Source organism: Lysinibacillus sp. RS10 (genome assembly GCF_041956855.1).
GTDB classification, from domain to species: Bacteria; Bacillota; Bacilli; order Bacillales_A; family Planococcaceae; genus Lysinibacillus; species Lysinibacillus xylanilyticus_A.
In genome coordinates, this window is sequence record NZ_CP167122.1 from 190,015 (window position 1) to 215,181 (window position 25,167).

The 25,167-nt window shown below is 37.7% G+C and carries 27 protein-coding genes and 1 riboswitch; of the genes, 26 read left to right on the top strand and 1 reads right to left on the bottom strand.

The features are described 5' to 3' along the window. Positions 1 to 126: 126 nt before the first annotated feature. The 13 genes from ACB089_RS01100 to ACB089_RS01160 all read left to right on the top strand — a co-directional run bounded on the left by ACB089_RS01100 (position 127) and on the right by ACB089_RS01160 (position 11,231). Positions 127 to 387, top strand: a complete 261-nt coding sequence (locus ACB089_RS01100) for a metal-sensitive transcriptional regulator (protein ID WP_374964849.1) — start codon at positions 127 to 129, stop codon at positions 385 to 387. 43 nt (positions 388 to 430) lie between these two features. Further along, positions 431 to 772 carry a rhodanese-like domain-containing protein gene (locus tag ACB089_RS01105; RefSeq protein ID WP_374964851.1) on the top strand — a complete coding sequence of 114 codons (342 nt, stop codon included), beginning with the start codon at positions 431 to 433 and terminating at the stop codon, positions 770 to 772. Between the two features lie 12 nt (positions 773 to 784). After that, the gene (locus ACB089_RS01110; protein WP_374964853.1) at positions 785 to 1,081 is read left to right on the top strand and encodes a rhodanese-like domain-containing protein; all 297 of its coding nucleotides are present in this window, start codon (positions 785 to 787) and stop codon (positions 1,079 to 1,081) included. Between the two features lie 70 nt (positions 1,082 to 1,151). Then, on the top strand, positions 1,152 to 1,706 hold the full coding sequence (locus ACB089_RS01115; RefSeq protein ID WP_374964855.1) for a sulfurtransferase TusA family protein: 555 nt from the start codon (positions 1,152 to 1,154) through the stop codon (positions 1,704 to 1,706). A 13-nt stretch (positions 1,707 to 1,719) separates the two neighbouring features. Next, positions 1,720 to 2,115 (top strand): DsrE/DsrF/DrsH-like family protein, encoded by a 396-nt coding sequence (locus tag ACB089_RS01120; protein WP_374964856.1) that lies wholly within the window; start codon positions 1,720 to 1,722, stop codon positions 2,113 to 2,115. A gap of 74 nt (positions 2,116 to 2,189) precedes the next feature. Beyond that, positions 2,190 to 3,317 (top strand): MBL fold metallo-hydrolase, encoded by a 1,128-nt coding sequence (locus ACB089_RS01125; RefSeq protein ID WP_374964858.1) that lies wholly within the window; start codon positions 2,190 to 2,192, stop codon positions 3,315 to 3,317. Positions 3,318 to 3,407: 90 nt separating this feature from the next. Continuing rightward, positions 3,408 to 3,635 carry a sulfurtransferase TusA family protein gene (locus ACB089_RS01130; RefSeq protein ID WP_374964860.1) on the top strand — a complete coding sequence of 76 codons (228 nt, stop codon included), beginning with the start codon at positions 3,408 to 3,410 and terminating at the stop codon, positions 3,633 to 3,635. Positions 3,636 to 3,730: 95 nt separating this feature from the next. Beyond that, entirely contained in the window at positions 3,731 to 4,507 is a 777-nt protein-coding gene (locus ACB089_RS01135) for a sulfite exporter TauE/SafE family protein (protein WP_374964861.1), read from the top strand. Between the two features lie 13 nt (positions 4,508 to 4,520). Continuing rightward, positions 4,521 to 5,225 carry a DsbA family protein gene (locus ACB089_RS01140; RefSeq protein ID WP_374964863.1) on the top strand — a complete coding sequence of 235 codons (705 nt, stop codon included), beginning with the start codon at positions 4,521 to 4,523 and terminating at the stop codon, positions 5,223 to 5,225. Between the two features lie 233 nt (positions 5,226 to 5,458). Then, complete coding sequence (locus ACB089_RS01145) at positions 5,459 to 6,409, top strand: c-type cytochrome (protein WP_374964865.1); 951 nt, start codon at positions 5,459 to 5,461, stop codon at positions 6,407 to 6,409. Positions 6,410 to 6,816: 407 nt separating this feature from the next. Next, complete coding sequence (locus tag ACB089_RS01150) at positions 6,817 to 7,548, top strand: M23 family metallopeptidase (RefSeq protein WP_374967633.1); 732 nt, start codon at positions 6,817 to 6,819, stop codon at positions 7,546 to 7,548. 168 nt (positions 7,549 to 7,716) lie between these two features. Further along, complete coding sequence (locus tag ACB089_RS01155) at positions 7,717 to 9,705, top strand: ABC1 kinase family protein (protein ID WP_374964866.1); 1,989 nt, start codon at positions 7,717 to 7,719, stop codon at positions 9,703 to 9,705. A 344-nt stretch (positions 9,706 to 10,049) separates the two neighbouring features. Beyond that, positions 10,050 to 11,231: an NlpC/P60 family protein gene (locus ACB089_RS01160; protein ID WP_374964868.1), complete on the top strand. Its 1,182-nt coding sequence runs from the start codon at positions 10,050 to 10,052 to the stop codon at positions 11,229 to 11,231. Positions 11,232 to 11,343: 112 nt separating this feature from the next. Here the strand turns inward: ACB089_RS01160 and ytvI are convergent, their stop codons facing one another. Then, on the bottom strand, positions 11,344 to 12,402 hold the full coding sequence (gene ytvI, locus ACB089_RS01165; protein ID WP_374964870.1) for a sporulation integral membrane protein YtvI: 1,059 nt from the start codon (positions 12,400 to 12,402) through the stop codon (positions 11,344 to 11,346). A gap of 91 nt (positions 12,403 to 12,493) precedes the next feature. Between ytvI and ACB089_RS01170 the strand changes: the two genes are divergently transcribed. The 13 genes from ACB089_RS01170 (at position 12,494) to ACB089_RS01230 (ending at position 25,098) form a co-directional block, all read left to right on the top strand. Further along, positions 12,494 to 13,042 (top strand): hypothetical protein, encoded by a 549-nt coding sequence (locus ACB089_RS01170; RefSeq protein ID WP_374964871.1) that lies wholly within the window; start codon positions 12,494 to 12,496, stop codon positions 13,040 to 13,042. A 195-nt stretch (positions 13,043 to 13,237) separates the two neighbouring features. Next, positions 13,238 to 13,783 (top strand): glutathione peroxidase, encoded by a 546-nt coding sequence (locus ACB089_RS01175; protein WP_374964872.1) that lies wholly within the window; start codon positions 13,238 to 13,240, stop codon positions 13,781 to 13,783. A 276-nt stretch (positions 13,784 to 14,059) separates the two neighbouring features. Beyond that, positions 14,060 to 14,253: riboswitch (cobalamin riboswitch) on the top strand. Between the two features lie 165 nt (positions 14,254 to 14,418). Next, positions 14,419 to 14,961: a hypothetical protein gene (locus ACB089_RS01180; protein WP_374964874.1), complete on the top strand. Its 543-nt coding sequence runs from the start codon at positions 14,419 to 14,421 to the stop codon at positions 14,959 to 14,961. Position 14,962: 1 nt separating this feature from the next. Next, positions 14,963 to 15,925 (top strand): ABC transporter substrate-binding protein, encoded by a 963-nt coding sequence (locus ACB089_RS01185; protein WP_374964876.1) that lies wholly within the window; start codon positions 14,963 to 14,965, stop codon positions 15,923 to 15,925. 251 nt (positions 15,926 to 16,176) lie between these two features. Next, a complete protein-coding gene (locus ACB089_RS01190; RefSeq protein WP_374964878.1) occupies positions 16,177 to 16,944 on the top strand; it encodes a tyrosine-protein phosphatase in 768 nt (255 codons plus the stop codon). A gap of 144 nt (positions 16,945 to 17,088) precedes the next feature. Next, the gene (locus tag ACB089_RS01195; RefSeq protein ID WP_374964879.1) at positions 17,089 to 18,474 is read left to right on the top strand and encodes an MATE family efflux transporter; all 1,386 of its coding nucleotides are present in this window, start codon (positions 17,089 to 17,091) and stop codon (positions 18,472 to 18,474) included. Further along, positions 18,474 to 19,304: a putative RNA methyltransferase gene (locus ACB089_RS01200; protein ID WP_374964881.1), complete on the top strand. Its 831-nt coding sequence runs from the start codon at positions 18,474 to 18,476 to the stop codon at positions 19,302 to 19,304. The genes ACB089_RS01195 and ACB089_RS01200 overlap by 1 nt, the downstream gene beginning before the upstream one ends. 309 nt (positions 19,305 to 19,613) lie before the next feature. Beyond that, positions 19,614 to 20,222: a lysophospholipid acyltransferase family protein gene (locus ACB089_RS01205; RefSeq protein ID WP_374964883.1), complete on the top strand. Its 609-nt coding sequence runs from the start codon at positions 19,614 to 19,616 to the stop codon at positions 20,220 to 20,222. Positions 20,223 to 20,318: 96 nt separating this feature from the next. After that, positions 20,319 to 20,783: a low molecular weight protein-tyrosine-phosphatase gene (locus ACB089_RS01210; RefSeq protein WP_374964885.1), complete on the top strand. Its 465-nt coding sequence runs from the start codon at positions 20,319 to 20,321 to the stop codon at positions 20,781 to 20,783. 229 nt (positions 20,784 to 21,012) lie between these two features. Continuing rightward, positions 21,013 to 21,240 carry a hypothetical protein gene (locus ACB089_RS01215; protein ID WP_374964887.1) on the top strand — a complete coding sequence of 76 codons (228 nt, stop codon included), beginning with the start codon at positions 21,013 to 21,015 and terminating at the stop codon, positions 21,238 to 21,240. 190 nt (positions 21,241 to 21,430) lie between these two features. Continuing rightward, entirely contained in the window at positions 21,431 to 22,150 is a 720-nt protein-coding gene (locus tag ACB089_RS01220) for a YebC/PmpR family DNA-binding transcriptional regulator (RefSeq protein WP_374964889.1), read from the top strand. A 542-nt stretch (positions 22,151 to 22,692) separates the two neighbouring features. Continuing rightward, the gene (locus ACB089_RS01225; protein ID WP_374964891.1) at positions 22,693 to 24,435 is read left to right on the top strand and encodes a methyl-accepting chemotaxis protein; all 1,743 of its coding nucleotides are present in this window, start codon (positions 22,693 to 22,695) and stop codon (positions 24,433 to 24,435) included. Positions 24,436 to 24,600: 165 nt separating this feature from the next. Beyond that, positions 24,601 to 25,098 carry a YdcF family protein gene (locus ACB089_RS01230; protein ID WP_374967634.1) on the top strand — a complete coding sequence of 166 codons (498 nt, stop codon included), beginning with the start codon at positions 24,601 to 24,603 and terminating at the stop codon, positions 25,096 to 25,098. Positions 25,099 to 25,167 lie beyond the last annotated feature (69 nt).

The window sequence follows — 25,167 nt, forward strand, 5'->3', positions numbered from 1 at the left end:
CAAGAACTCTTCAGATCGTGCGCTTCAAAAAGTCGAAGCTTTCACGTTGACAATATACCTATTGGGGTATATTATAAATCTCGTAAGCGAGTGCAATCAATCGTTTTGAAAGGGGGCGTGAACGGTATGGCTTACGGTACAAAAACAGCTAATCGAGTGAAGCGTATAGAAGGTCAACTGCGTGGTGTCTTACGCATGATGGAAGAAGAAAAAAACTGTAAAGATGTGATTACACAGCTATCTGCCGTGCGTTCTGCGGTTGATCGGACTATCGGAGTTATTGTTAGTGAAAATTTATTGGATTGTGTAACGACAGCTGAAGGGGATGCTGAAAAAATGAATGAAGTCATCCGGGAAGCAATGGATCTAGTCGTGAAAAGTAGATAAATTTTATATACCCTAAATAGTATAGGGGAGGAGGCGATACTACTTGGAAACATGGTTGATACTTGCTGTTGTAATAGCGTTCTTCGTGTGGCGAATGAAGCCAACGAAAGGGGTAAAGACAATTTCAGCGGCACAATTGAAAAATATACTGAATGACAAGGATAAAGTTTTTATCGATGTACGTACACCAACTGAATATAAGGGGCGAAATATCCCGCAATTCAAAAATATTCCGCTCGGTTCTAGCTTTGACAAATTACCAAAGGATAAAGAGATCATTGTTATCTGCCAAAGTGGCATGCGTAGTAGTCAGGCATGTAAGCGATTGAAAAAACAAGGTTTTGAGCGTGTAACAAATGTCCGTGGTGGCATGAGTGCATATTAGGAGGAGAATAGTATGAAAGAGATTTCAGCAAAGGAAGTACAACAAGATATAGAGCAAGGTCAGGCATTAAATTTAATTGACGTACGTGAATTAGACGAAGTGGAGTCAGAACATATTCCGGGTATCATTCATATTCCACTAGGCTTACTTGAATTTCGGATGCATGAGCTGAATAAAAATGAACCATATGTTATAGTCTGTCGATCTGGTGGTCGTAGTGGTAATGCTACTCGATTTTTAGAAAGCCAAGGTTTTGATGTATCTAATATGGTAGGTGGTATGCTCGCTTGGGAAGGTGAAGTAAAGTAAGGGAATCTGTAGCGTTTGCTATATTTTTTTAGCAAAAACAATACCCGTGTAGGTATGAAGGGGCGAAGTTATGAGTATTAAGGTAGATTTTCAGCTGGATGCTAAAGGTTTTTCTTGTCCGATGCCGATTGTTAAAACAAAGAAGGCGATGGCTGAGTTAGTGGATGGTCAAATTCTAGAGGTGTTAGCAACAGATAAAGGTTCAAAGGCGGATCTTGCCGCATGGGCTGAAACTGTGGGTCACCATTATATTGGGACATTGGAAGATGAAAATGTGCTTAAGCATTACATTCGTAAATGTTCAAATGACATGTTGGATGAAAAAACGTTTGAACACACAATTGATTTAGAGCAAGTCACGAAAAGAGGAGGGTTAATTCTTGATGTGCGTGAGGAGGTAGAGTTTGCTTTTGGTCATATTGAGGGAGCAAAGTCTATACCGATGGGGGAGCTGGAGGCACGCCTTTCTGAGCTAGATAAAGAGCGAGAGATTTATATTATTTGTCGAACTGGGAAGCGCAGTGATTTAGCTGCACAAAGGCTCTCGGCACATGGCTTTGCGAAGGTATATAACGTTCTGCCAGGTATGACATCCTGGAAGGGCATTTTAATAAAAAACATGTAGGAGGAATTTTATTATGTCAAATAAAGTGGCGATAATTGCAAGTAACGGTGGTCTTTTCGATGCGTATAAGGTGTTCAATATCGCAACGGCAGCGGCGGCTACTGAGAAAGAAGTAGCTATCTTCTTTACTTTCGAAGGGTTAAATTTAATTCATAAACAAGGGATGTATGCATTGCCGATGCCTGCGGGAGCGGAGCATTATGCAGAGGGCTTTGCGAAAGCCAATGTACCAGCAATTCCGCAATTAGTGGAAATGGCACAGGAATTAGGCGTGAAATTTATTGCGTGTCAAATGACGATAGATGTAATGGGTTTAACGACAGATGATTTTATTGATGGTATCGAAGTTGGGGGAGCAGTGACATTCTTAGAGTTTGCTAAAGATGCAGCACCATCATTAACATTCTAATTTAACTTCTTTTAGCGGGTATCCAAACACCCGCTAAAAAAATCAACAGAATAATACTGTAGGGGGTAAGCGAAGTGTCGGTTCTAAAATGGAGTGCAGCCCAAGTGGCGGAAAAAGTAATTAACAATGAAGAGTTATTTATTATAGATGTTCGAAATGCAGATGCATTCGAAGATTGGAAAATTGATGGGCGTAAATTTGAGTATCTTAATATTCCGTATTTTGAGCTTTTAGATGGTGTCGAGGATATTTTACCGAAGATTCCAGCGGATAAAGATGTGTTAGTTGTTTGTGCGAAAGAAGGATCATCGATGATGGTAGCTGAGATGCTATCAGAAGCAGGACGTACAGTTGCTTATTTAGCAGGTGGAATGAAAACGTGGAGTGAATATTTAGAACCGATTAAAGTGGGGGATTTAACAGGTGGTGGTGAGCTTTATCAATTTGTTCGTTTAGGGAAGGGCTGTCTTTCTTATATGGTCATCTCTGGTGGCGAAGCGGCTATTATCGATGCTGTGCGTTTTACAGACGCATTTATAAGCTTTGCAGATGATAAAAACGTAAAAATTAAATATGTATTTGATACACATTTGCATGCGGATCATATATCTGGTGGACGCCATATCGCAGCTGCAACGGGTGCAACGTATTATTTACCGCCAAAAGATGCGGAAGAGGTTGTGTTTGACTATGCACCTTTAATTAATGGAACAACTGTCCAAATTGGCGCATCCCAAATTGATGTAGGAGCGATTTATTCACCTGGTCATACAATTGGTTCAACGTCATTCGTTGTGGACAACAAGTATTTATTAACCGGAGATATTTTATTTATTGATTCAATTGGACGCCCTGATTTAGCGGGTCTTGCTGAAGATTGGGTGGGTGATTTGCGCGAAACACTTTACAAGCGATATAGAGAATTATCGGATGAACTGATTGTTTTACCAGCTCATTTTATGATTATTGATGAATTAAATGGGGATGGGACTGTTGCAAAACGTCTTGGGCAATTATTTGCAGAAAATCACGGTTTAAATATTGAAGATGCAGTTAATTTCCGTAGCATTGTGACAGATCATTTGCCTCCGCAGCCAAATGCCTATCAAGAAATTCGCCAAGTAAATATGGGGAAGCTGACCCCAGCGCAAGATGAGCAAACAGAGATGGAAATTGGTCCGAATCGCTGTGCAGTTCGATAGTATGTTATATCCTATTTTTGTAAAGTCGTGTGAAAACAATTAGAACCGGCAAAATGGTTTACAACCTTTGCTGTTCCAAAGGAGAAAAATATGAAATCAAACTTACAATTAGATGCAAAGGGCTTATCTTGTCCAATGCCTATAGTGAAAACAAAAAAAGCTATCGATACATTGGCCGCAGGTGAAATTTTAGAGGTTCAAGTAACGGATAAGGGATCTTTGGCGGATATCCCTGCTTGGGCAAAAGCCGGCGGTCATGCAATTTTAGATAAATGTGAAGAAGCTGGTGTCATTACATTCTTTATTCAAAAAGCTTGAGGCTAGTGAGGGTTGTCTCTTCGGTTTGAAGTTTAGAACAACCCTCCTTTCATTTGATATTGGTAGGGATGAGTGGCTAGAAAGAAGGAAAAAAGATGGATTTAGCATGGGTCGTTACACTATTTTTGATTGGCTTTGTGAGTTCATATGTATCGGGAATGCTAGGGATTGGCGGGGCGATTATAAAATATCCAATGTTATTATATATCCCGCCTTTATTTGGTTTTGCCGCATTTTCGGCACATGAGGTATCAGGTATTAGTGCAGTAGAAGTATTTTTTGCTTCTATTGCTGGGGTATGGGCATATAGAAAAGGTGGCTATTTAAATAAATCACTGATTATTTATATGGGTAGTGCCATATTAGTAGGAAGCTTCGTTGGTAGTTATGGCTCCAAATTTTTATCAGAAGCGGGGGTTAACGTCGTTTATGGTGTGTTGGCATTGATTGCCGCGGTGATGATGTTTATTCCTAAGAAGCAAATTGACGACAAGCCGTTGGATGAAGTAACGTTCAATAAGCCAATAGCAGCCATATTAGCGTTTATTGTTGGTATTGGGTCGGGGATTGTTGGGGCAGCTGGTGGCTTCTTGTTAGTACCTATAATGCTAGTGATATTAGGGATACCAACACGTATGACAATCGCTACAAGCCTTGCTATTACCTTTATATCCTCAATAGGTGGGACAATTGGAAAATTGATGACGGGTCAAGTTGATTACTATCCTGCATTGATTATGATTGTAGCTAGCTTAATAGCAGCCCCATTAGGTGCAAAAGCAGGGAAAAAATTAAATACAAAAGTTTTACAAGGCAGTTTAGCGGTGCTTATTTTAGCAACGGCCATTAAAATTTGGATGGATATATTGTAGGGGGTTGTAGTAGATGAAAATTGAGGTTTTCTCGGATTTTACATGTCCGTTTTGCTACATTGGCAAACGAGAATTAGAACGTGCTATTGACATAGCAGGTTATACAGGGCAAGTAGAAATTGAATACAAAGCATATCAAATTGGTTTAGATACGCCTAAGCAAAATGCGCCAACTTTATATGAGAGTATGGCTGTAAAATATGATTCAACTTTAGAAGAAGTAAAGGAACTAACTGAGGGTATAGCAAAGCGTGCTGAAGAGGTTGGATTACATTACGAATTTCAAAATATGAAAACAGCGCATACTGAAAAAGCTCATCGATTGGCAAAGTGGACAAAGCGGTTTGACAAAGAGGGAGCTTATACAGAAGCGCTTATGAGTGGCTATTTTACAGAAGGAAAAGAATTAAATGAGGATACATTTTTATTAACAGTCATAAAAGATTTAGACTTAGATGTTGAAATAGCGAAGAGTGTTCTTTCATCAAAGGACTTCAGTGAAGATTTAGATAAGGATCGATATGATGCCCGACAGCTAGGTGTACAAAGTGTACCGTTCTTTGTTTTTGAAAATCGTTACGGAATTAAAGGGGCGGAGCCGAATGAGGTTTTCGTACGAACTTTGCATCAAGCGGCAGAGATAGCGGGTATTCGGCCGGTATTAAAGATGGTAGGCGGCGGTGAAGCTACTTGTGCTGATGGTGAATGTAAATTATAAAGGAATTCTAAAATGCCGGGTACAATGCTGTGCTCGGCATTTTTGGAGGAAATTATACATACTGCAACAGGTATTAAGTTGTGTTTATTGTGTTATATAACAATAATTACTACAAAATTTATCCATTTTTATCATCTGAATGGTTCTATTTGCGCGAGGTGTGAGGAAAATCACATCGAAAAATATGCTGTTTTGCTAAAATATAGGTGATTATACAAAGGGGGGTATTGTAGATGAAACCTATAGTAGCAGGAGTAGCGGGGACAGTATTATTAGCAGGTACACTTTTTGTCGGGGCAGTCATTAGTGATAAAATTTTAGGTGATGCTAACGGAGAAAGCAAAGAAGCCGCAGAACAGACAAAAATACCAACAACAGCAGCTGCTCAGTCAGCTGTCTATGCACCGCCGAGTATTGAAGAAGTACCAGATGGACCTATGAAAGAAACGATATTAAATGGCTATGAGCTTGTCAATAATACACATGTTGCTGCAGATGAATATGTTGGGAATCAATTGTCTTGCACAAGCTGTCATGCAGGAGCAGGCATTGATGAGCAAGCTGCGTCATTAGTTGGGGTTACAGCGAATTATCCGCAATATATTGCACGATCAGGAGATGTTGTAACGATTGAAGAGCGTATTAATGGTTGTATGGTTCGTAGTATGAACGGTAAAAAATTTGACATGAACAGCGAAGAGTTAGAAGCTATGGTCTCATACTTCACCTATATTTCAGAAGGTGTACCAATTGGAGCGGAGCGTGAATGGGCAGGTACAAGTACTATGAAAAACGTTCCTATACCGGACGTAACGAACGGTGAAGAGTTATATGCCCAGTCTTGTATTACTTGCCACGCAGTTGATGGTTCTGGTACTGGTGCTAATACAGGTCCGGCATTATGGGGTGAAAATTCATTTAATGATGGAGCGGGTATGGCACGTATGTCAAAAATGGCTGGCTACATTAAAACCAATATGCCAATCGGAGCAGCTGGAACTTTGACAGATCAAGATGCCGCTGATTTAGCAGCCTATATTTTATCGCAGGATCGACCTGAATGGGCTAATCATGATAAAGATTGGCCAAACGGTGGACGTCCAAATGATATTATGAATAAAGAAAAACGGGAACAAGTTAAAAATGGCACAATAGATTGGGAGAAGGTCCTTTCAACAAACTAAAGGATGCTGTGAATTGACAGAATTTCTTACAAGCTATTTAGTAAACGATGAGATAAATTACGTAACAAATTCGAGAAAATTATAAAACGTTCAATGCCTTTTACCTTTAGACAATTTTTGTTTAAAGGTATTTTTTTATTATAGCCTTCTAAATTTACATCTCAGGTCGTATGGGCACTTTATCCTTAAATTGCTATATTCAGTAATGATGATTGTGGATTTTTGACATAGGGAGGAACGAGTTTATTTTAAAAAAACTGTTGCGGAAGTATGGTTATACAAATGGTGTGTTAATAGCGCTTATTTTATTATTATGGATCAGTGCATTTTTTATTGGTGATATATTCGGTGTATATTCATGGACAATACTTAAATTGATTTTACCAGTAGTAGGAGCTATAGGATTGATGATTAATTTTGTCATGTTAATCATATTAATTGTTAAAAAGCAAAGAAGTGTTAAGTTGTTTATGAATATAGTGATAAACATCATATTCATCTTTCCAATTTTAATGACTATGAATATTATTCTTTGTGCTTATCCGAACACTATTGAACGTACTCAACCATCTATAACTGTAGGTTGGCCTTTAACTGAAGAAACTGTTGTTGGGTGGGGCGGTAATCATGTTAAAGATAATTTACCACATGCAGTATGGGCATCAGAGAGATGGGCCTATGATTTAGTAATGGAGCCTTATAACATTAACAGTGATAGCAATGAGGATTACGGAATATGGAATAAAGAAATTAATGCGCCAGTTTCTGGAATTGTTGTTGCTGTTTCAAATGATGAAGCTGACATTACACCAGGGACAGAAGATTTTACGTCGATAGAAGGAAATTATGTGTACATAAAGATAAAAGAAACAGGCACTTATCTTTTACTTAATCATTTGAAAAAAGATAGCGTCACCGTTGAAGTGGGAGATACTGTAGAGCCAGGGGATGTTATTGGACGTGTTGGGAATAGTGGTTCATCCTCAGAACCTCATTTACATATCCATCATCAAAGACAAGATCCGACTAAAGTTATTCACCCTGTCTTAGCAGAAGGACTGCCTCTATTTTTTGAAGATATAGATGGTGATTTAATGCCGAAAAAAGATGCAATTATAAAGCCGCAAACTGATGAATGACACAGTAAGTAACAAGAGTGATTAATCTTTTGTAAAAACAGATATTTAAAATACAGAATCCATTTTGAGAGATCTTTTTTCAAAATGGATTCGTTTTATATTAAAAGAAGTACAGATCGTAATTTGTTATACTAGCAGTATTAGGAAGTAGCATCGGAGGTGACGCTGTTGATTTTTTTGAAATTTTTAATCCAAATCATTGCCGTATCAGGGATTATTTATTTTGTAAGTGGTCGATTAATTGGCTCAAATATCAATTTTGTTCGTAGGGTTCTTTCTGTAGTTATTAGTGTGACGCTGACGTCCTTTGTCTACTGGTATTCTTATTTGCGCCATACAGATTTTTTATCTGAAACAGTGATGCAAACGGTGACAGAGGTCAGTACACTTATTTGGCTTGGTAGCATGCTGCTAATTTCTATGCTGCTCTACCTTGTTTTTGAGCTTTTTGACCCAAGTGGTATTACAGCTGGAGAACGTCGTAATGACCAAAGAAATTTATTGTTGCGCCTTCGTAGCTACTGGCGACAACAAAAGCGCTTACGACAGGTGTTAAAAATAGCTGTGACAAATGGTGTTGTGCAAACGATTAAATACGCAAGACAACGAGAAAATGAAAAAGAGCTTGCGATTGCTTTAAGGGCTACTTTGGAGCAATGCGGTGGGATATTTATTAAATTTGGTCAGGTGCTTTCTACACGTAAGGAACTGTTTTCACCCATCTTTATTGACGAATTGGAGAGGCTGCAGCATCGTGTGAAGCCTTTACCGTCAGAGCAGGTAACTCAAATTTTAGAAGGTTCTCTTCCTAAGCCGGTGAATGAGATATTTGCAAGTTTTCAAATGGAGCCTATTGCGGCAGCGTCTATTGGACAAGTACATAAGGCGCGATTAAAGAATTATGATGAAGTCGTGGTGAAGCTACTGCGACCAGAAATAAAGGGGATCATGCGAGACGACCTTGAGATTTTGGAGGAATTTTCTAATTGGCTAACAAGCAAGTCTACATGGGCTGAATCGCTGGGCTTTCGAGAACTTGCTAGAGGATTTGCAGATGGATTACGCGAGGAAATTCATTTAGATATTGAGGTTCGGAATACATTGCAAGTGACTAATGCCCTTGCTAAAAGCGATTATAAGGTGCGTATTCCTAAAATCTATACAGCATATTGTAATGAAAATATTATTGTCATGGAATACGTACGGGGGAAAAGTGTTGCAGATGGTGCGGCTGTATTTAATAGTTTAGAAATTGATCGTAGGCAGTTTGCGCGTACTGTTTTATATTCCTTCTTTGAGCAGATGCTTTTTTCGGGTATATTTCATGCAGATCCACATCCGGGAAATATTCATATTGATGAGAAGGATGGTACACCAATCCTCCTTGATTTTGGGGCTGTTGGTCGTTTGGGGGCTACACAACAAGAGGGCTTAAAGCTATTTTTAATGGGGATTCAGCTAAATGATTCAAATATTTTATATGATGGCCTAACACTATTGGTTGAAAATGCTGATCATGCAGAGCGTGCTAAGATGGAGCAAGCCATTGATCAAATTTTGTTGAAAATTTCTTACGTGGATCGAATTCCAACAGAAGAATTAATACATGCGTTATTTACGGTTGTCCGTGATTTCGGTCTTGCTTTCTATCCCGCAGTAGGTTTAGCGCTACGATCATTAGTAACATTAGATGGGACGTTACGGGTAATTGATTCGCGTTTTGATATTTTTATGGAAGCGAAAGATTTTTCATCTACGTATATGCGGGCATCTCTCCTAAAGCCATTTAAAGAACCGATGGCAACAAAGGAACGCTTGCAAGAAGAACTATCAATGCTTATTCCGACATTACGTAAAATGCCAAGACGAGTTGATCAGCTTATTCAACGAGTAGAGAGCGGAAAAATTATTTTACATCACGATGTTTTTTCGGATGAGCATAATGCTCGTTTTATTACAAATCTGTTTTCCCGTTTGGTCTTGCTTCTCGTTGGTATTACCTTTGGCATTATTTCTGTAGCACTTTTAGCAATCTCACAATTTATTCATGATTCATACGCCGTTTACTTAAATACAGCTGCATATATAGGTTTATTTTTGTGTGCTATTCTGTTAGTTCGGCTTTCTATTCAAGCGTTACGTTCTATGAAGCAATAGGTAGGGGAGATGTTCCCTTACCTTTTTTATGTTCAAAACGTTGTCGAGAAATATTACAAAAACATTACAAATTAGTGAGTGAATCTAATAGGAAAGTAGCTGAAAGTGATATTTTGTAGAAAGAAACGGTATTTTGTAGAATATTTTATATTTTACACGAATGTTACAAATATATTTCGAGTTTTACTAAACGATTAAATAGGTGTGAAATAGTATAAAAGTTGTGCTGATAATGCTAAACTTTAAAAGGCTAATATAAATATAAGAAATGACAAAATAAATCGTTCAATTGATTACATTAAAACTCCAAGAGCGAAATTGACTAATGAAGGGAAAGAAGTAACGTGGGTAAGCGCAATAAATGGCGTAAGTCGATGGTGCTAGCATTAGCGCTAGCTGGTGGCTTATTATTTAACACAGTTCAACCGACAGAAGTGCACGCAGAAGAAACATCTCAACAAATGATTGATAAGAAAGCTAAAATAGATACAGAAGTTAAAAAGCTACAAGAAGAATTAACAAATTTACAAAAAGAGATCGATGAAAAAGTAAAAGTATTTAACAAAGTACAAACAGATATTAAAGACGTTGATGCAGATATTACAGAAACTAAAAAGCGTATTGAGCAACGTTCAAAAATTTTAAGTGAGCGTATGGCTGCGTATCAAGCGCAAGATGACACTGTGGGTGTTTACTTAAACGTTGTTCTTGAATCAAAAAGCTTTGCAGATTTAATGGACCGTGTCGTAGCGGTAAAAACATTAATGGATGCTGACCAAGAATTAGTAGATCAACAAGAAGCAGATAAGGCTAACTTAGAGACACAAAAAGCAACATTAGATGAAAAACAAAAAGAGCTTCAAAAGCAATTCCAAGAGCTTCAACAAAAGGAAAGCGAAATGGAAGTAAAAAAAGCTGAAAACGAAGCGAAATCTCTTGCATTAAAGGCAGAAATTGCAACGAAACAAGAAGAAGAACGTTTAGAAGAAGAACGTAAAAAAGCAGAGGAAGAAGCAGCTCGTTTACGTGCACTTCAAGCAGTTACTCCAGTTGTACAAGCAACAAACGGCAATGGTAACGATAATAGCAATAGTAACAATGAAAACAATAATAGCGATGGTAAAAAAGGTAATTCACAAAAAGTCGTTGTTGGGTCTGGCGCAGGGACTGCATCTTCAGGTGATGCTATTTCCACTGCGAAGCAATTCCTAGGCACTAGCTATGTTTGGGGCGGCAATAACCCATCGACAGGATTTGACTGCTCAGGTCTTGTACAATGGTCTTACAAGCAAGCAGGTGTATCTTTACCGCGTACAGCATCACAACAATATTCAGCAACACAACGTATTTCAGCAAGTGAAGCCCGTGTAGGTGACTTAGTATTCTTCAGCTATGGTTCAGGTGTAGCGCATGTTGGTATTTACTTAGGTAACAACACGATGATTGACGCTCAAAATAAGGGTGTTGTCGTTGAGTCACTTGACTGGTGGAACCAATATTTAGTAGGCTTCGGTCGTGTTCAATAAGCCTTACATTATATAGACGTTTGAAATGACAAAAAAGTCATCTTTGTAAAGAAAAATACAAAGATGACTTTTTTTGTTTGGGGGATAATTGAATTGATGTTTATATAAAATGCTATATTTTAAAATTCAGCTTGATAATACCTGTTTCTTTTAATGCAATAAAGAAAATAATGACAAAAGGTCCTGCGAGTAAACCGATCACACCAAATAACTGAAGACCAATAAACATGGCAATTAATGTAGGTAAAGTTGATAAACCGATATGGTGACCCATTAATTTAGGCTCGACTACTCGACGAATAATGAGTAAAATAGCAGCTAGGATGAATAATTTTACAGCTATAGATATATTTCCTACTAACAGGTGATAAAGCCCCCATGGTGCCAAAATAATAATAGAACCGAGGAAAGGAATAATATCAATTAGCCATATAATAATTGTCATCGTTATTGCGTATTTTGGTTGGATTAGTAATAGCCCAATAAGTGTGACGCCCCCAATAATAAAGCTAACGAGTAAATGTGCCTTCATATAGCCGAAAATAGCATCCTTTAAACGATTCGCGACGATTTTCAATTTATTTGCAGTGCTAGGCTTTAAATATTTATAGGTGATCTGTTTTAACTTGGGTAAATCTAGCATAAATAAAAATAGAGCAATCGTATAAACGAGAAGACTGATAAATAGGCTTGGGATTTCAGCAAAGAAGGCTGTAACTTTAGTATAATTAAAAAAGTTTAAAAAAGATTCTTCGATTTTCTTTATGAAATCCATTGTTGTATTTTGAAGCGAGGCACTTACTTCAGGAGGGAAGTCTTCTGTGTATTTAGAAATGTTTTCTTGCATACTAAGCCACATTTCTGATAGTTTTGAAATATAATAGGGAGCTTGCTTTGAAATTGAAATTATTTGCGACATAAGTTGTGTAATAGTAAAATAGCAAATAATGGTAATGAAAATAACGCTCACTATATAAATAAACGCAACTGCAATTTTTCGAGACATTTTCCATCTCCGTTTAAAGAACATAACAATTGGCTCTAAAAAAAATGCAGTAACACCAGCTAATATAACGGGAACGGAAACTGGGATAATAAAATATGCAGCTACAATTAAAGTAATAATCATAATCATTCTAAAAATCAGTTTCCTAGAATTAATTTTATTCATAAACTCACCTTCTTTGCGCAAAGTAAGTTTAGTGTACCATAAAACATAAAAATATTATTACGGTCTGAAACAATAAAGGTAGGGATGAATCATGGAAAAAAAGATTATGCAACTTTTTAGTAATTTAACAGAACGTGACAGCGATATTCAATATGAATCTTACGAAGAATTGATGAAAATAATGCAGGAACCAGTTGATTGGACATATGCAGTTTGGGAACAACTTGTTCAGGCTCTTACATACAAAAATGGGCATGTTCGTGCAAGCGCGGCACAAATTTTATGCGCATTGGCAGCAAAAAGTGATCCAGAAGAGAGAGTATTAGAGGATTTCTTAAAGATTTGGGCAGTGACCTATGATGAAAAAACAGAAACGGCGAGACATACTTTGCAGGCAATTTGGAAAATAGGTTTAGCGGGGAAAGTACAAAGAGATTTAGTCGTTTCATATTTGGCAAAAAGATTTCAAACATGCTTAGACGAAAAACAACCGGCATTAATGCGCTATGATATTATTGTATCTTTTAAAAAGCTATTTGATGAAACGAAAGACCCGAAGCTACTAAAAATTGCGGAGCGTTTAATTGCGGAAGAAAAAGATGTTAAATACAAAAAGAAATATATGAAAGCCATCCATTAAAGACGTGGAATGGCTATTTGTTTTGTGAAAATTCTTTCGCTAATAGAGAAATAGTTTATAATATATCAGGCGTGCTGAGTAGGAAAATATAGGTTTATTATTGACCGATCATAGGATTTTTTGTGCTAACGTATGCCTATTTTTAAGGCCCATCACCACACCTGACAAATAGGAAAAAATAAAAGGAGTTAAACAATGAGCATTTATAATTATTTAGTCAAGAAGCCAAACGGTGAGATATTATCAATGGAAACTTATCGAGGAAAAACGCTGTTAATCGTTAATACAGCAAACAAGTGCCGTTTTACATATCAATTTGAAGACTTGCAAAAAATGTATGATAAATATGGGAAGGATAATTTTGTCGTTTTAGGTTTTCCTTGTGATCAATTCGATAATCAAAATCCTGAGGATGGCGAACAAACTACACACCTTTGTAAAATCAACTATGGTGTAACATTCCCAATTTTTGAACTGGTGCAGGTAAATGGAGATGCGACACACCCATTATTCAATTATTTAAAGCACGAGATAGATTATCGCGAATTTGGCAAGGCAAGTATGCAGGAAAAAATGTTAGCGGAAGCAATTATTCAAATTGCGCCTAGTTTTTTAGACGGTCGTAATATTCGCTGGAACTTTACGAAATTTTTAATAGATATAAATGGTAAGACAGTTGCCCGCTTTGAACCGACAGATTCACAGCTAGATGTTGAGCAAGCTATTGAAAAAATTTTATAAAACTTTGAATCAATACTAGAATCTGTTCTTGATTAAAGATGTATGCTGATGAAAGCACCTAGTGTGGAGGGAGGATACGTTTGCAGAGAGCGTTCCCCCGCAGAATGTGCAGTCAAGTTGAAGAGCCATAACTTTAAATCTCTTGAATTTAGATTAGAGAATCATTTTGTATAGCTATGTAGAAATAGGTTTACTATTGTTCGTATTCATGTGTTTTCCGTGCATTTCAAAGCTATTTTTTCCTATCAATATGTGTTAAACTGCTTTACAAGTGAATTATTCTTGCAAAATAAAGGTGTTAACAAGCATAATTGGGAATTCGGTGAAAGACCGAAGCTGTTTCCGCAACTGTAAGTACAGGAATCATAAAAGATATACCACTGTCGAAATATCGGATGGGAAGGTTTTTATGACTCATGACATGATTGGATGTACAAGCCAGGAGACCAACCTTTATTTGAACGTATAGATACTCTTCGGAAGCTAGGAGGATATGCGGCAAATACATAGGCTTTGTCGTGTCTATGCGACACTATTTATGCTATTTTCGTCGTCCCTTAGGAGTAGGGTCGACGTTTTTTTATGTATACTCACTTTTAGTAAGAATTTTTCACGAAGGAAAGCGGGGACTAGATTTGAAAAAAGATGCACGTTATTCTTGCTATCCATTTATGCGTGAAAAGGCATCAACAGTAGATTTTGAAATTCGAACAGATAGTCTTACAACACATATGGGTGTCGCTTTAGTAGCAGTAAATAAAGAGACAGTAAGGGTAGTGGCAGATGATTTATTAACTTTTTTGCCAATGGCTTACCATGTAAATGGCTCCGTCCGAGGGAAATTAGCAGTAACTGAAGATGATTTAGCGTGGCTTAGTGATCGTTATGATTTTTATGTTAGTCATGTGAAAGATGAGATTCAGAATTTTGTATTACCGCAAGGAACAGAGGCTGCTGCTGCATTACATGTATGTCGTAGTGAGGCGAAAAAATCATTCCGTATTTTACACAAAGTTTCTGAGGAACGGGAAGTACCAGCTATTCTATTTGATTTTTTAGGATTACTAGCCAATATATTTTTTGTTATGGCTGTCTATATGAATCAGCGCGCTGGTATTGCTGAAATACCGTTTATTAGTAAGTCATACCCAATGAAAAAGAAAAAGGAGAATCAATGAAATGAAGAAATTGTTTAATCTACAATGGCTTTCTGTATTAATGTTAGCACTCGTATTAGTAGGCTGCGGCACAAAAGAGAATGCTAACAAAGACACTGTTTCTAAGGACGAGCAACAAACTGAGAGCACAAGCTATAAAGTTACGGATGATCGTGGTGTAGAAGTAGCGTTTGATGCAGTACCTAAAACTATTGTTTCATTACAACCAAGTAATACAGAAATTTTATTTGCTCTAGGCGTTGGCGATAAAATCGTTGGTGCAACAGAGTATGATACGTATCCAGAAGAAGCGCAAAAAATTGAGCGCGTCTCTACTGCTACAACTTTCAATAGTGAGCGTATTTTAGCGTTAAAGCCAGATGTTGTTATTTCCTATACAACTGGTGGTGATGATGAAAACTTAAATGCGCTAAAAACTCTTGAAGATGCAGGAATTAAAGTTTTTGCCATCCAATCGGCTGCTTCATTTGATGATGTTTACGGGGATATCCAACAAATTGCATCTGTCATGGGAATTGAAGATAAAGGCGAAAAGTTAAATGAAGATATTAAAGCTAAAATTGCGGAAGTCCAGGCAAAAGTCAAAGATGTAAAAGAACCAAAAAATATTTACTTAGAAATTGGTCCAAAGCCAGACATCTATACAGCTGGTTCTGGTACATTCCAACAAGAGATTTTAAATGCTGCAAATGTGAAAAATGTATTTGCTGACGTTCAAAGCTGGGCAAAGGTATCTGAGGAAGATGTCATTGCGAAAAATCCAGAAGTCATTTTAACAACAGTAGGATATGTAGAAAACTCAGTGGGAGAAATTCTTGCACGTGATGGATGGAATTCAATCACAGCCATTCAAAACAAAGCGGTTTATTATATAGATACTGATATTTCAAACCGTCCAGGTCCACGTATTGGTGAAGCTGTTGAGCTGGTAGCAAAAGCAGCATATCCTGAGTTATTTAAATAATCTATATTGAAAAGTATTTTAGAGCTGTCCTTTATCAAGGGCAGCTTTTTTGATGTTGGGTGAATCTAATGATAGTTGCTCGGTTGGGGAGGTAAAGTGCTCCGCTTCGATGAAGAAGTGCTCGGATATAGCCTTACATCACTCAGCTTGAGATTAGCTGATGACATTTCCTAGTGCGAAAATTGGTATTATAGCGAATTGTTATATAGAATATAAATAAGAATGTTTATTAACAGAGGGAGGTGCAGTGAATGAAACAGTTTGATATGAAGATTATTCCGTTTGAGGCTGTTCATAATTTTCGTGATATGGGTGGATATAAGACGAGAGATGGGCGTTCTGTAAAGAATGGCTTGTTTTATCGTTCAGCGGCGCTTGGCAAAATGACGAAAGCAGATAAGGAGCTATTTGGAACGCTAGGTGTGAAAACAATTTTTGATTATCGCGACAACCATGAGGCACAAAATAATCCTAATCCGATTTTCCCGCAAGCTAAATATATTCAAATTCCAGCAAAGGGCAATCATGCTTTTGAGATGCCTACAAACGCTGGAAAAAAAGATTTTTATAAGGTTGTAAATCCAGAGATGTTCCGAGAATTTTATGCACAAATGCCTTTTAATAATGCTTCGTTTAAGGAGTTAATGGTAACGATTCAAAACCCTGAAAATTTAGGGCTTGTACATCATTGTGCGGTAGGAAAGGATCGAACAGGTATCGGTGGTGCACTTATTTTGCTCGCTTTAGATGTACCTGAGGAAACAATCATGGAGGACTATTTAGATACAAATATACATTTACGGTCCTTGGTAGAACAGATGGCTCAGGCAATTCAGCAGGATTACAATGATCGAGAATTACAGCAATTTTATGCATTAATGTCTGCCCGTGAGGATTATTTACAGGCGGCATTTGATGCAATGGATAACCGATTTGGCTCAAAGACAGCATTTTTAGAACAAGAATTTGGTCTAACAAAAGAAAAGCGTGAGCAATTACAGGCGCATTGCTTAACTTGATAGGAAACCCTTTCACACGGTCGTGAAAGGGATTTTTTGTGAAGTGTTAATCTTTTTGATAATTAATACTAAAACTCTTTACAGCCTAATAATCTATGATAAGATACTATTATTTTATGACGCGTACAGGAGAAGTGAAACGTATTGGCAGATCCAATAAGAGAAAGTGTGAGAAAAGAGACTAACAAGTTAAGTTTGTTTCATTTAACGTGGCCGATATTTTTAGAAGTATTTTTATTTATGTTGATGGGACTAGCCGATACTTTTATGCTCAGTGCTCTATCAGATAATGCTGTATCAGGGGTTGGTGCTGCCAATCAATATATTCATATTGCCATTTTAATACTTGAAGTAGTTGGGAATGGTGCTTCTATTGTTGTGTCGCAATATTTAGGCTCAAGGCGTTTTTTGGAAGCTGCGAAGATATCCGCTTTAGCAGTAACGATGAATTTGATTGTTGGACTAATGATGAGTATTTTATTTTTCTTCTTTTCAAGTCATTTAATGACGATGATGAACTTGCAGGGGGAAGTGCTTCAATACGCACAAAGCTATTTAGTGATTATCGGAAGTTTTATTTTTTTACAGGCAATTATAAATGCGTTAGCAGCGATTATCCGTGTACATGGTAGGACTAAGCAAACGATGTATGTATCACTAGGTATGAATGTGCTGCATGTTGTATTAAATTACGGTTTAATCTTTGGTAACTTAGGATTACCGGAGCTAGGTGTAAAAGGTGCAGCTATTTCCTCAGTTATAAGTCGTGGATTAGCAGTTCTTGTGTTTTTCTGGCTGTTGTATCAAGTTATGGAAGTTAGGTTGAAGCTAGATTATTATTTCGAGTATTCAAAGGAATATGTTCGAAAAATATTAAATATAGGTTTGCCGTCTGCATTTGAACAAGTTCTTTATCAGTTTTGTCAGATTGTCTTCCTATATTATGCAACGTACTTAGGCCCAGAGACGCTTGCAGCAAGACAATACGCCATGAATATTTCGATGTTTACGTATTTGTTTGCGATTGCAATCGGTACAGGAACAGCTATTATTATTGGACGTTATGTTGGTGCTGGTAAAAAGGATGAAGCTTATCATCAGATCTGGTTAAGTGTGCGTGCAGCTTTTATCTTTACGATCATTATGGTTGCAGTTGTGACAATATTCCGGAAACAGCTTATGCACGTTTTTACTGATAATCCAGAGGTAATAGCCATCGGAGCATCTGTGCTAGCATTAAGTATTCTGCTTGAGACAGGCCGTACGATGAATATTGTGGTTATTAACTCTTTGCGTGCCTCAGGGGATGCGAGATTTCCAGTGAAAATTGGCTTTTTATCGATGGTTTGTATGAGCCTTCCACTCGGTTACTTGTTCGTTTTTGTTTTAGATTGGGGCTTAGTAGGTATTTGGCTCGCGATTTCGGCAGATGAATGGATGCGAGCGATTATTGTATACTTTAGATGGAGAAGTCGTAAGTGGGAGCGTTTCGCACTTGTTTCACCTACAGAACAGAAGGAGGTAAATTAATGGGGGCACTTTCAAAAAGAGCTGCAGGGGCAGCCTTAATGGATGAAAATATAACGCTTTTCGCTTGTCCGATATGTCAGGAGTCAATTGGTGTTTTTGAACAGGGGAGACTAGTATGTTCCTCAAATCATTCATTTGATATTGCCAAGCAGGGCTATGTCAATATGCTGACACATGGTGCTATTTCTAAGTACAGTAAAGAACTCTTTGAATCTCGAAAAGCGGTGATTGATAGTGGGATCTATGATTTAGTAGAAGATAAAATTGGAGAGCTAATTGCTAATGCAGAAACCGTGCTTGATACAGGGTGTGGTGAAGGTTCACATTTAGCACGGATTATGGCGAAGAAACAAGGGATTGGCATTGGTATTGATATAGCAAAAGAAGGCATACTTGCTGCAGCTCGACATTATCCAGAGCAAATTTGGTGTGTTGGTGATTTAGCGAAAAGTCCATTTGCAAGATCAAGCTTCGATGCCATATTAAATATTCTATCTCCTGCCAATTACGAAGAATTTAAACGTCTATTAACTCAGAATGGTTGTGTTGTTAAGGTTGTGCCTCAAAGCGGGTACTTACATGAGCTTCGAGCGCAATTGTATGCGGATTCTACCAAAGAGTCGTATTCGAATGAACAAATAGTTGCTCGTTTTAAAGACAGCTTTGCCGATGTTAGTGTGGAGCGTATTACTTATACGGTACCGCTTGCTACAGAGCTTGTACCGGCATTGCTTGAAATGACACCAATGGGCTGGCATAAAAAAGAGGAAGCCAATATCCATTTAGAAGAAATTACGATTGATGTGGATGTATTAGTGGGAAGAGTTTAACTTTTTTCAGCAGGTGCCTAAACACCTACTGAAATAGAGGAACTCAGGCTAAGACCTTCACATCCTGTGAAAACGCCTGAGCGACCAACATCGTGTTGCTGTCGCTACGTTAGCACTACGCTTTCGCACAAAAAACATCTGCCGCTGCCGCTTCGCTTTCGCGCAAAAAACATCTGCAGGCCTAAGCATAAAGCCGAATCCGGACACAATTATGCCGAGGCATAATTGATTTATTTCACATGCAATTGCAGTACATGGGCATTTTCGATTACAATGGGAGTAACTATTGAATAAGGTAGGAATGACACAGTGTATAAATTTATAGCGAATGTTGTAAAAGTGATTTTAAAATTATCGGGCTCAAAAGCGCGTGTATATGATGAGCAAAACTTACCGAAGGAAGGTGGGTTTATTATTGCATGTACACATACGGGTTATGTTGATATTTTAAATCTTGGTGTTGCAGTATACCCTCGGGAAATTCACTTTATGGCTAAAAAGCAATTGTTTGATATAAAGGGTCTTGGCTGGCTTATAGAGCGTTTAAATGCATTTCCGGTTGACCGTGACAATCCAGGACCAAGCGTTATTAAAATTCCTTCACAGTTATTGAAAGAGGGTAAAATTGTTGGGATTTTCCCATCTGGTACGCGAAATGCTGAAGGTACGGATTTAAAACAAGGTGCAATTACAATAGCACAGCTGGCAAAAGCGCAAATTGTCCCAGCCGCTTATATTGGTGCGCGTAATGCTGGTGATCTTTTTAAGCGTGGTAAAGGCTATCTAATTTATGGCGAGCCATTTTATGTAACAGGCAAAGGTAAAGAAGGGCGCGAGGAATTTACACATCGCCTTGAGCATGAATTAGCAGCATTAACTGAAGAATTAGAGAAGCGAGTTACAGCGGAAAAGAAATAACTTGAAACATCATTCATGCCAGTGAAATGTGGGACAACTTAGAAGACACTCAGAATCAAGTTGATTTTGAGTGTCTTGTTATAGGAGGAGCAAAAAATGATTCGAGTACTTTTTGTATGTTTGGGAAATATTTGTCGCTCACCAATGGCTGAAGCGGTCATGCGTGATTTGGTAGAGAAGGGGCATTTGAGTCATAGAATTGAAGTAGATTCGGCTGCGACAAGCTCTTGGCATATAGGAGAACCTCCTCACAGAGGAACACAAGATAAGTTAAAAGAATATGACATCTCAACGGAAGGGATGCAGGGCCGACAATTACAAAAGGCTGACTTTAACAATTTTGATTACATTATTGGCATGGATGAAAGTAATATACGTAATATCCGACCGATGGTAGGCAATCCTGATTCACCAAAGATTTTTCGCTTTTTAGATTTAACTGACCATCAAAAAGACGTACCTGATCCGTACTATACAGGAAATTTTCAAGAAACCTATGATTTAGTTTTAGAGGGTTGTCATGCCTTGTTAGAAAAAATCAAAATAGAAAACCAATTGTAAAGTGACTATAAATGACACATTTTTTGATCCATCACCGAAAGCTAGCTATGACATTTGTTAAAACGTTTGTCATGTAAATAAGTTGATTGGAGTGGAGACTGGGCGACTCCTTGGAGATTAGCGATAGAGGAACGAAGGCTAAGAGCATCACGTCCTGTGATAACGCCTTCGTGACCAATATCCTGTTGCCCCAAGCGGCTCATCGGACGCCCCAAGGTAGCTTTGCTTTGTGCGAAAGCGTAGTGCTAACGTAGCGTCAGCAACTAGGTTTTGTCTGTGCGAAAGCGAAGCGGCAGCAACAATGTTTTATCTGTGCGAAAGTGCAACGGTAGCAGCAACAAATGTTTTATCTGCGCGAAAGCAAAGCGTCAGCGGCAAATGTTTTATCTGTAGCGAAAGCAAAGCGACAGCTACAAAGCGCCCGGTCGGAACGGAAATCAACTACACGTTATGTTGAAAATTCTATTTTTTTGACAATCAATCCTTAAGAAAATCACCTTAAACATTGGCATATCTAGCTTTGTAATCATTATTTATGTTATTATTTGCAGAGTAAAGATACGATGAGTATTTAATTACCATTTACAGATGTGCATCTGCGCATCTATGATTTTGATAAACTAAAATGTTGAAAGAGAGTGGAAACAATGGGTCGTAAGTGGAACAATATTAAAGAAAAGAAAGCGTCTAAAGACCAAAGTACAAGCCGTATTAATGCAAAATTCGGACGCGAAATTTATGTGGCAGCTAAATCAGGCGAGCCAGATCCTGAGTCAAACCGCGCCCTTAAAGTTGTTCTTGAGCGAGCAAAAACATACAGTGTTCCTAAACATATTATTGAAAAAGCAATCGATAAAGCAAAAGGTGGCGGCGATGAAAACTTCGATGAATTACGCTATGAAGGTTTCGGACCAGCTGGAACTATGTTAATCGTTGATGCTTTAACAAATAATGTAAATAGAACAGCTTCTGATGTACGTGCAGCATTTGGTAAAAACAATGGGAATATGGGTGTCAGTGGATCTGTTGCCTACATGTTTGATTCAACAGCAGTTATCGGTTTAGAAGGTAAATCTGCAGATGAAGTTCTTGAAATATTAATGGAAGCAGATCTTGATGCTCGTGATATTCTAGAAGAAGATGAAACTGTAATTATTTATGCAGAGCCAGAACAATTCTTTGCTACACAAGAAGCATTAAAAGAGGCTGGTGTTCAAGAATTTACAGTAGCAGAGCTTTCAATGCTGCCGCAAACAGAAGTAACATTAACTGGTGACGATATCGCGAAATTTGAAAAACTAATTGATGCATTAGAAGATTTAGAAGATGTACAAAATGTTTACCATAATGCAGATCTAGGCGAATAATAATAAATAATTAATCAAACCAGTAGTGTTTAAAGCTACTGGTTTTTTTATTATGAAAAACTATTACGTCAATGAAATTAAGATACCATATTAGATAAAATATGACTCTTCGGCAAAACGAGGGGGTGAATTCCGTAAGTAAGTACCTGGAACGGAAATCATCTTCATGTTAGAGAGGACACTCGTGGATAGAAACGTCAAAGTGATGGATAGGACCTCTGAAATCGTGGATAGAAACGTCAAAGTGATGGATAGGACCTCTGAAATCGTGGATAGAAACGTCAAAGTGATGGATAGGACCTCCGAAATCATGGATTGAATCTTAAACTAGGATGAAAATCAAAAACTATTTTTCCATAGGGTATACCCCTGTAGAAAGATAGTTTTTTTCTTAACAATAAAAATGTTTGTAGTAGCATATTGGGCTATAAAAGCAAATAATTCGTCCTTGCATTGCAATTTACCCATTGTGAAAAAATTCAAACCATAACATAATATAGATTAATAGTCTTGGTGAATGAAGAAGAAAAGGGGGCTAAAGCATGAGATTTTTACGTTCAATACAGGGGAAATTAATTATTATTTCATTAGCATTATTAATCATACCAAGCTTGATTATAGGCTTAGTTAGTTATAGTAAGGCTAAAAATGGTATGGAGGATATTGGGGAACAAGTTATTCAGAATAGTGTTGAAACTACTCTGCAATTAATCGAGTTAGCAAATGAAAGTGTTGAAAAGGGTGATATTCCTTTAGAAGTTGCGCAGGAGCGAGTGCGGGAGGCGATACTCGGACCGAAGGATAGTGAAGGAAAGAGACCAATCAATTATCCTGGAGATTTGGGAGAGTACGGTTATATATACGTCTTAGATGATAAAGGGACATTAACAACTCATCCGACTCGAGAAGGGGACAACCTATGGAAAGATCAAGATAGTAGCGGCAACTATTTTATTCGGGAAGTAACCGAAAAGGCACTTGCTGGTGGGGGTTATACACAATATGAATTTGAGTTACCGGGTCAAGATGTAATAGCTGATAAAATAATTTATTCTGCAAAAGATCCTCACTGGGGATGGATCATAGCATCAGGTACATATATGCAGGACTTTAATAAAGAAGCGAACTCATTATTACTCATTATCGGTATTACATTAGTAGGAGCTATCATTATGGGTACAGTAGTTGTCATAATGGTCTCTAGACATTTGGCTTTACCAGTTCAAAAATTATCTAAACGCGTACGTGAGGTAGCCAAGGGGAATTTGACTGTAGAAATTGAAGATCTACAACGCACAGATGAAATTGGTCAGCTAAATGAAGGCTTTAACGACATGGTAAATCAATTAAAAACACTAATTACAGATGTTGAGGAAACTATTGTAGAAATTCAATCGACATCGTCTAATTTAACATCTGTGGCAGAGGAAACGAACGCTTATGGAGATGAAATAGTAAAAGCAATTAACGAGGTTTCAAGCGGTGCATTAAAGCAAGCTTCAGATGCTGAGGATACAAATAGAACTGCCATTGAGTTTGCTCAGCAGATTGAAATATTGCATGATAAAAATGAAGTAATGCTTGATGCATCTCAACATATGAAGCAATCAAATCAAAAAGGTCTCGTTAATGTAAATGGTTTAAAAGAGAAATCACATGAGTCTTCTGAATTGATTAATAACGTTCAGACTGTATTTAATAGCTTAATTGTGAAAGTTAGGGAAATTGAAGGTATTGTCGGTACCATTACTGAAATTTCTAATCAGACGAATCTACTTGCATTAAATGCATCAATAGAAGCAGCTAGAGCCGGTGAGCATGGTAAAGGATTTGCAGTTGTTGCTGAGGAGGTACGTAAGCTTGCGGATCAAACATCTGTAGCAACTGAGCTAGTGCGTACAACCATAAAGGGGATTGAAAGTGAAACTAATTTAGTGAACGATGAGATGAAGAAAACAAATGTCATTGTTCGTCAGCAAAATGATTCGGTTGCCATAACAGAATCATCCTTTAAGGAAATCGAATTAGCTGTAGAGAAAATTATTGCTGTCATTGGGGACATGACTGCGGGCGTAGAATATTTGAATAGCTCAAAGGATAACATTATACAATCTATCGAAAGTATTGCGATGATTAGTGAGAAAAATGCTGCTGCTTCAGAGGAAGTAACGGCATCCGTTGATGAACAACAGCATGCCATTCAAATTGTTAGTGAATCGTCCAATGATTTAACAGATGAAATAACGGCATTACAGGACTCGATTAAGCGCTTTATATTAAGATAATCAATCAGGATGTTTGTACAAAATTACTTGTACAAGCATCCTTTTTCTTCACTTATCGTTAATAAAAGGTAAAGGAGGGGAGAATTGTGAAAAAAATGGGTGTTGAGAGTTGGTATTTTGCTACTCGCTGTGGGTGGTGTTGTTTATATTTGGCTCGGCGAGGAGATGAAACAAGGGGTCCAGCCGGTTGCAAACGGCACAGCTGAATACGTGATTGTACTAGGGGCGAAGGTAAAACCGGGGGGAGTTCCATCGCTTTCTTTGAAAAATAGATTAGAGGAGGCTGTTAAGTATTTAAATAAGTATCCTCATGTGAAAGTGATTGTTTCAGGCGGGCAAGGAGCGGATGAAGATCGGACAGAGGCTTCTGTCATGCTTAAGTACTTACAGGATAATGGTATTGATACGAACAGAATATTAGTGGAAGACCAATCTACATCCACTTATGAGAATTTATTGTTTTCTAAAGAACTATTGCCTACAGGAACAAAGCGAATCACGATTGTCTCTAATGATTTTCATTTAAAACGTGCAAAATATTTAGCTGAGACTTTAGATTTTGATGTAGATGTCGTTGCGGCAAAAACACCAAAATCAGTGGAAGCAAAGCTAAAACTACGTGAAAGGGCAGCATTATTAAAAACATATATAATTGGTTACTAAATTGTTTCTTAATATGATAGATTTGTCATATAATAGAAAGATAACGGGGTATATGACAGAAAGAGGGGA

Coding starts and splice junctions, on each gene's coding strand:
- ACB089_RS01100 (WP_374964849.1), top strand. CDS start 127: ATGGCTTACGGTACAAAAACAGCTAATCGAGTGAAGCGTATAGAAGGT.
- ACB089_RS01110 (WP_374964853.1), top strand. CDS start 785: ATGAAAGAGATTTCAGCAAAGGAAGTACAACAAGATATAGAGCAAGGT.
- ACB089_RS01115 (WP_374964855.1), top strand. CDS start 1,152: ATGAGTATTAAGGTAGATTTTCAGCTGGATGCTAAAGGTTTTTCTTGT.
- ACB089_RS01120 (WP_374964856.1), top strand. CDS start 1,720: ATGTCAAATAAAGTGGCGATAATTGCAAGTAACGGTGGTCTTTTCGAT.
- ACB089_RS01130 (WP_374964860.1), top strand. CDS start 3,408: ATGAAATCAAACTTACAATTAGATGCAAAGGGCTTATCTTGTCCAATG.
- ACB089_RS01135 (WP_374964861.1), top strand. CDS start 3,731: ATGGATTTAGCATGGGTCGTTACACTATTTTTGATTGGCTTTGTGAGT.
- ACB089_RS01140 (WP_374964863.1), top strand. CDS start 4,521: ATGAAAATTGAGGTTTTCTCGGATTTTACATGTCCGTTTTGCTACATT.
- ACB089_RS01145 (WP_374964865.1), top strand. CDS start 5,459: ATGAAACCTATAGTAGCAGGAGTAGCGGGGACAGTATTATTAGCAGGT.
- ACB089_RS01150 (WP_374967633.1), top strand. CDS start 6,817: ATGATTAATTTTGTCATGTTAATCATATTAATTGTTAAAAAGCAAAGA.
- ytvI (WP_374964870.1), bottom strand. CDS start 12,402: ATGAATAAAATTAATTCTAGGAAACTGATTTTTAGAATGATTATGATT.
- ACB089_RS01170 (WP_374964871.1), top strand. CDS start 12,494: ATGGAAAAAAAGATTATGCAACTTTTTAGTAATTTAACAGAACGTGAC.
- ACB089_RS01175 (WP_374964872.1), top strand. CDS start 13,238: ATGAGCATTTATAATTATTTAGTCAAGAAGCCAAACGGTGAGATATTA.
- ACB089_RS01185 (WP_374964876.1), top strand. CDS start 14,963: ATGAAGAAATTGTTTAATCTACAATGGCTTTCTGTATTAATGTTAGCA.
- ACB089_RS01190 (WP_374964878.1), top strand. CDS start 16,177: ATGAAACAGTTTGATATGAAGATTATTCCGTTTGAGGCTGTTCATAAT.
- ACB089_RS01200 (WP_374964881.1), top strand. CDS start 18,474: ATGGGGGCACTTTCAAAAAGAGCTGCAGGGGCAGCCTTAATGGATGAA.
- ACB089_RS01210 (WP_374964885.1), top strand. CDS start 20,319: ATGATTCGAGTACTTTTTGTATGTTTGGGAAATATTTGTCGCTCACCA.
- ACB089_RS01220 (WP_374964889.1), top strand. CDS start 21,431: ATGGGTCGTAAGTGGAACAATATTAAAGAAAAGAAAGCGTCTAAAGAC.
- ACB089_RS01225 (WP_374964891.1), top strand. CDS start 22,693: ATGAGATTTTTACGTTCAATACAGGGGAAATTAATTATTATTTCATTA.
- ACB089_RS01230 (WP_374967634.1), top strand. CDS start 24,601: ATGAAACAAGGGGTCCAGCCGGTTGCAAACGGCACAGCTGAATACGTG.